The 6262-nt window shown below is 65.1% G+C and carries 6 protein-coding genes; 2 read left to right on the forward strand and 4 right to left on the reverse strand.

Annotated elements, in window-relative coordinates; translation table 11 throughout:
* Positions 1–44: 44 nt before the first annotated feature.
* On the forward strand, positions 45–815 hold the full coding sequence (locus M7H19_RS10230) for a site-2 protease family protein (protein ID WP_298180121.1): 771 nt from the start codon (positions 45–47) through the stop codon (positions 813–815).
* A gap of 79 nt (positions 816–894) precedes the next feature.
* Here the strand turns inward: M7H19_RS10230 and M7H19_RS10235 are convergent, their stop codons facing one another.
* Together M7H19_RS10235 and mshB are read right to left on the reverse strand one after the other, a co-directional pair.
* Complete coding sequence (locus tag M7H19_RS10235; protein ID WP_298180123.1) at positions 895–1263, reverse strand: hypothetical protein; 369 nt, start codon at positions 1261–1263, stop codon at positions 895–897.
* A 38-nt stretch (positions 1264–1301) separates the two neighbouring features.
* Positions 1302–2114: an N-acetyl-1-D-myo-inositol-2-amino-2-deoxy-alpha-D-glucopyranoside deacetylase gene (gene mshB, locus M7H19_RS10240; RefSeq protein ID WP_298180137.1), complete on the reverse strand. Its 813-nt coding sequence runs from the start codon at positions 2112–2114 to the stop codon at positions 1302–1304.
* A gap of 155 nt (positions 2115–2269) precedes the next feature.
* Between mshB and M7H19_RS10245 the strand changes: the two genes are divergently transcribed.
* On the forward strand, positions 2270–4027 hold the full coding sequence (locus M7H19_RS10245; RefSeq protein ID WP_298180125.1) for an ABC transporter ATP-binding protein: 1758 nt from the start codon (positions 2270–2272) through the stop codon (positions 4025–4027).
* A gap of 199 nt (positions 4028–4226) precedes the next feature.
* On the opposite strand, the gene M7H19_RS10250 is transcribed toward M7H19_RS10245, so the two are convergent.
* Positions 4227–5195, reverse strand: coding sequence for an ABC transporter permease (locus M7H19_RS10250; protein ID WP_298180127.1), 969 nt, complete (start codon positions 5193–5195; stop codon positions 4227–4229).
* Position 5196: 1 nt separating this feature from the next.
* Positions 5197–6213, reverse strand: coding sequence for an ABC transporter permease (locus tag M7H19_RS10255; protein WP_298180139.1), 1017 nt, complete (start codon positions 6211–6213; stop codon positions 5197–5199).
* Between the last annotated feature and the right edge of the window lie 49 nt (positions 6214–6262).

Below are 6262 nucleotides of genomic sequence, written 5' to 3' on the forward strand. Positions count from 1 at the left end.
ACCGAAGTTCGCCTCTAGGTGAACGGAGAGGACTCACCAGGCCCGTGCAACGCTCAGTCGTCCGCCCCAGCCCGCTCTTCTACGCCATCCTCGCCGTCACCGTCGTCGGAGGCGCACTCGCCGCCACGATGGGACTCCCCGAGCTCCGTGACCGGCCGGTCCTGGGCACGCTCGGAATGTTCCTGCTGGTGCTCGGCGGGTGGGCACTGTCACTGACGCTGCACGAGTTCGGCCATGCCATCGTCGCCTACAAAGGCGGGGACCGCGAGGTGGCGGCCAAGGGCTACCTGTCGCTGGACATCCGTCGCTACACCGATCCGGTCATGTCCCTGGTGCTGCCGCTGATCATCCTCGCCATCGGCGGTATCCCACTACCGGGTGGGGCGGTCTGGATCAACCGCTGGGCGCTGCGTTCGCGGTCGGTGTCGTCGTGGGTGTCCCTGGCGGGACCGTTGAGCAACCTGGCGCTCGGGGTCGTGCTGACGGCCGTGGTGGCCACCGTATCGATGCCGTTTGGCCTGCTCGCCGGGTTGTCCTATCTGGCGTCGTTGCAGATCCTCGCGTTCGTCATCAACATCCTGCCGGTGCCGGGTCTCGACGGCTTCGGCGCCATCGAGCCCTACCTGTCGCCACAGGCACGCGAGTTCGGCGCGAAGGCCCGGCCCTGGGCTCCGCTCGTCCTGTTCGCCCTGATCATCGGTGTCCCCGGAGTCGGAACGACCCTGTGGCAGTTCACCGACTTCGTCTTCGCCGCAGTGGGTGGCGACGCGTTCGCGGCATTCGCCGGGCAGTACCTGTTCATGTTCTGGCGCTGACTTCCGGCGCTGACACAGACGGCCGGGCAGAGGTCCTCGAACAGATCCTCGGACATCGACGACTCGTCTCGCCCGGCCTCTACCCGGACCGCGTCGCCGCCTTGGTCGCCGAACCTCCCAGCACCACGGCGGCGGGCAGCGCCCCACCGATCAACAACAGCATCGCCCGCCAGTCGACCATGAGGACGGTGTCTCCGCCCGGCCCGGCCACCCCCAATACGAGCAGGGTGAACAGCCACGCCAGCAAGGGGATCATCGCCAACCTGCGCGAGGCCACGCGCTGCGCCGCGAACACCAGCAACGGGGTCGTGGCGACGGCGACCAGCACGCTGACCGGGAAGGGCACGTCACCGACCTTGGGCAGCACGAGACCGTCGAGCCGTAGCGGCAGGTAGAACAACTCCAGCGTCGCGAGCAGCACGGCGTCGAACGCGAGGAGCACGATCATCGGCCACCCGTGACCACGCGAGGACTCTCCGGACACGGTCACGGCCGCAGCCCCCCGAAGAGGTCGGTTTCGACACCCTCCGCCGGGCCGTGGGCGAGCACGAAGAACTCGGTGTCGGACACCGGCTGCGCGATCCCGTTGGACAGCGCGAAACAGTCGGGCCCCACCGTCACCTGGGTGCGATGCGCCCTCAGCGCCGCGAACTTGTCCTCACGGTGGGCACTGATGTCGACACGCGTAGTGATCTGGGTGTCCGGGGTGACGGGCAGCTCCCCGTCGGCGGGCACCTGGAACGGCACCCGCTCGTCCCGCCGCAACGCGGCTAGGCCACGGGCCGTGGCCTCCTCCGAGAACACTGTGTAGAACAGGCGCCGAACCCCCTCGGAACGCTCCACGGCCGCCGTCACGATCTCGTGTGCCCGGATGTGGTCGGGGTGACCGTAACCGCCGTTGGGGTCGTACGTCACGACCACCTCGGGACGCACCTCGTCGAACACGGCGAGCAACTGCTCGACCTGCTCCGACAACGCTCCCTGAACGAACGCGCGCGGATGCCGGTTGGAATCGACGCCTGCCATACCCGAGTCGCGCCACCGGCCCGGACCTCCGAGAAAGCGGTGCTCCGACCACCCCAGAGCCGCCCCGGCTTCGGCCAGTTCGCCGATCCGGTAGCCGCCGAGCTGGTCACCGGCCCACGCACCGAGTTGGTCGAGTTCCGGGGGAATGATCTCGCCTTCCTCGCCGAGGGTGCAGGTCACCACTATGACGTGCGCCCCTTCGGCCGAGTAACGGGCGATGGTCCCGCCTGTCGTGATGCTCTCGTCGTCTGGGTGTGCGTGAACGAACAGCACCCTACGGCCATCTACCGAGGTCACAACTTAAGATTAGTTCGTTAGTACCGTCCCCACAGCGGCGCGTCTGCATTATCCTCGCGCCAAGTCACAACCACACACGCCGTGACGACCCCAAACTCCCCCACGAAGGGCTTCTGGTGAGCGTAGAAGCAATGTCGCCGCAAACGGCGGACACGTCGGAATCCGTGCTGTCCATATCGGACTTGAAGATCTCCTTCTCGACCGAGGACGGCGTCGTCGAAGCGGTCAAGGGGATCGGTTTCGACGTCGCTCCCGGTGAGATTCTCGCGATCGTCGGTGAGTCCGGGTCGGGCAAGTCGGTCACGTCGATGTCGGTACCGGGCCTGCTGCCGAAGACCGCGCAGATCGACGGCGAGCGCAGGCTGGGCGCGGTCGACCTGAGTCACATGACTTCCAAGGAACTGCGCAAGCACCGCGGCAACGACGTCGCGATGATCTTTCAGGAGCCGATGACGGCCCTGAACCCCATGTACACGGTCGGCTGGCAGATCAGAGAAGCCCTGCTGGCCCACCAGAACATCTCCAAGCAGGCCGCCAACGAGCGGGCCATCGAGCTGCTCGACATGGTGGGTATCCCCGAACCGGAGAAGCGCTTCAAGCAGTATCCGCACCAGCTCTCCGGTGGTCTGCGCCAGCGCGTGGTCATCGCCATCGCCATCGCCTGCGACCCCAAGGTCATCATCGCCGACGAGCCCACCACGGCGCTCGACGTGACGGTGCAGGCGGAGATCCTGGCCCTGCTGCGCAAACTGCGGGACACCCTGAACACCGCGATCGTGCTCATCACCCACGACATGGGTGTCGTGGCCGACCTGGCCGACCGCGTGGTGGTGATGTACCAGGGCGAGATCGTCGAGCAGGCCTCGGTGCACGAGCTGTTCCGTAACCCGCAACAGGACTACACCAAGCGCCTGTTGGCGGCCGTTCCCGTGCTCGGGCAACGGCCTCAGGGACAGCGGCTGCTGGACTCTCCGCAGGTCACGGTCACCGAGAGCAAGACCGACGAGGCCATCCGCAAGGCTCACGAGGAGCTGCAGCCGTACATCGATGACAGCGCGCCCGCACTGAACATCGAGAACCTCGTGCTGGAGTACCCCGGTAAAGGCAGGCAGGGTAAGAACCGCGCGGTCGACGATGTGTCACTGCACATCCAGCGCGGCGAGATCCTCGGTCTGGTCGGCGAATCGGGCTCCGGGAAGTCGACGATCGGCCGGTGCGCCATTCGGTTGCTGAAGCCCACCTCGGGCACCGTCTCCATCGCAGGCACCGACATCACCACGATGTCGAACAAGCAGCTGCGTCCGTTGCGCCGGTACTTCTCCATCGTGTTCCAGGACCCGGCGTCCACTCTGGACCCGAAGATGACCATCGGCGAATCGATCGCCGAACCGTTGGTGCTGCACAAGATCCTGTCCGGCAAGGAGCTGACCGACCGGGTCACCGACCTGCTCGACAAGGTGCAGTTGTCGGGCCACTACCGCAACCGCTACCCGCACGAGCTGTCCGGTGGGCAGCGTCAGCGGATCGCCATCGCTCGCGCGCTCGCGCTGAACCCCAAGCTGCTCATCGCCGACGAGCCCACCTCGGCGCTCGACGTGTCGGTGCAGGCGAAAGTCCTCGACCTGTTCCTCGACCTGCAGCAACACCTGCAGTTCGCGTGTCTGTTCATCAGCCACGACCTCGCCGTCGTGGACCTGCTCGCCGACAGGGTCGCCGTGATGCAACACGGCAAGCTCGTCGAGGCGGGTACCCGCGAGCAAGTGCTACACGAGCCGCAGCAGGAATACACGAGGCGACTGCTGTCCGCGGCACCGGTGGCCGACCCGGTGCTCCAGGCCGAACGCAGGCGCGCGTGGGAGGAAGGCCGCGTGGCGCCGGTCAAGGAGTGACCGAAGCACCCTGCCGTCGGGTCTATCCGCCGACGGCAGGGTCCTGACGGACCGAGGCTTTCAAGTCTCGCCGTCCTCACGAACACCTTCGAGAACCCGACCCGGCACCGAGGGGCCGCACCGACGCTCGTCCGAAGAAGCCCGAAGGGGACGCCCCCTCTTTTTCAGGTGGCGTCCCCTTCGTCGACCGCTCCGTGGATCAGGCCTTGGCCTGCTTCCGAGCCTTCTTCGGCTGTTTCACCGGCTTGACCTGGCGCTGCCGCGGGTCGAAGGCGTCCCGGAGCCCGTCACCGATGAAGTTGATCGACAACGAGATCAGCACCAACACGATGAACGGGCCGAAGAACAACCACGGACGTCCTGTCATCTGGGCGTAGTTCTCCGAGATGACACGCCCCAACGAGGTGTCCGGCGGCTTCACACCGAGACCGATGAACGACAGCGCCGCCTCGGCCAACACCGCCTGGGCCACGGCGAGCGTGGCGTTCACGGTGATGGTGCCGACCATGTTCGGCACCAGGTGCTTGAACACGATGCGTCCCGTGCCCGCGCCCGACGCCCTGGCGGCCTCGATGAACTCCCGTTGCGACAGTGACATCGCCTCGGCACGGGTGATACGGGCGATCGGCATCCACGCGAACGCGGCGAGCACCACGGCGACGACCCACCAGCTACCGCTGAACACCTTCACCAGGATCGCGGCGGCCGCGATCGCGGGGATGATCAGGAACAGGTCGGTTATCCGCGAGATCGCGGAGTCGACGAACCCGCCCATGTAGCCGGCGAAAGCACCGAAGACGACACCGATGAACGTCGCCACCAACGACACGGTGATCGCGATCAGCAGCGAGTACTGCGTCCCTCGCAGGATCTGCGACACCATGTCCTTACCGACCTGGGTGGTGCCCAGCGGATGTTCGGTGCTCGGCTCCGCGAACGAATCGAACGACGAGTCCCAGTAACTGTGCGGCCAGAACAGCGGCATGATCAGCGCGATCAGCGTGATCAGCACCAGCATGCCGACACTCGTCATGGCGAGCTTGTGCCGCAGGAACTTGCGGAGGACGAGTGCTCCCTGGCTGCGCGGATCCGGCAGCGTGTCGGCGCCCAGCCCACTTTCGTCGAGAGGCTTGCCACCGGTTTCCGCACCGGTTGCAAGCGAGTTCATGTCAGCCAACGCGAATCCTCGGGTCCAGAATGCCGTACAACAAGTCCGCGATCAGGTTCGCGATGATCACCGCGATGGAGATCACCACAATCCAGCCCATCATCACGTTCGGGTCGTTCTTGTTCACGGCCTCGACGAGCACGGCGCCCATACCGTTCCAGTTGAACACCCGCTCGGTGATGACGGCACCCGTCACAACGGTCACGAAGTTCACGGAGAACAGCGTGGTCGTCGGGATCAGCGCGTTCCGGAAGGCGTGCTTGAAAATGACACGCCGCTCGGGCAGGCCTTTAGCACGCGCCGTTCGCACGTAGTCCATGTTCAGTGTTTCCAGCATGGACGAGCGCTGGAACCGGCTGTAGGCCGCGAAGCTAATGAACATGATGGACAACGTCGGCAGCAGGAACGCCCCGGTGTACTTGATGACGAAGTCCCAGAACCCGTCCGCGGAGAGAGATTCCGGACTCGTCGTTCTCAGGAACGGATTGCCGAAGATCTCGCTGAGGCCGAGGTTGTTGATGACCACGTTGAGATCGATCGCGTAGATCTTCAACACGATGGCGACACAGAAGATCGGCATCGAGAAGAAGAGGAACGCGACCGTGGTGGCCACGTAGTCGACCACGCTGTACTGCTTCACCGCGGCCAGCAGACCCACCGCGACACCGAGGATGAGCGCGAGGATCTCGGCACCGAGAATCAGCCGGATCGACACCCAGAAGGCGCTCATGATCTTGGGGAGCACCGGTTCCATGGCCGAGCCCTGCGCGATGGAGATACCCCAGTCACCCGTGACGAATCCACCGAGCCAGTCGAAGTACCTGGGAATCAGCGACTTGTCCAGACCAAGCTCTCGCTCGATAGCGTCGATGGACTCCTGATTGATATTCGGCTGGGTGCGCAGCTCCGCGAGAGGGTCGCCGGCGCCGGCCACCATCACGAAAACCAAGAAGCTTCCGATCAACAGGATCGGAATCGATATCGCCAGACGGCGAAGGATGTAGAAAACCAGGTTCAACGACTTGCTCCTAGTCCCGGGATCGCCCGGAATTATTTCGTCACCGTCC

Source organism: Saccharomonospora sp., assembly GCF_027317685.1.
In the GTDB taxonomy this organism is placed as follows: Bacteria; Actinomycetota; Actinomycetes; order Mycobacteriales; family Pseudonocardiaceae; genus Saccharomonospora.

Bases quoted from the DNA above. Each gene is read 5' to 3' on its own strand.
- M7H19_RS10235 (WP_298180123.1), bottom strand. From the start codon at position 1,263: ATGATCGTGCTCCTCGCGTTCGACGCCGTGCTGCTCGCGACGCTGGAG.
- M7H19_RS10245 (WP_298180125.1), top strand. From the start codon at position 2,270: ATGTCGCCGCAAACGGCGGACACGTCGGAATCCGTGCTGTCCATATCG.
- M7H19_RS10250 (WP_298180127.1), bottom strand. From the start codon at position 5,195: ATGAACTCGCTTGCAACCGGTGCGGAAACCGGTGGCAAGCCTCTCGAC.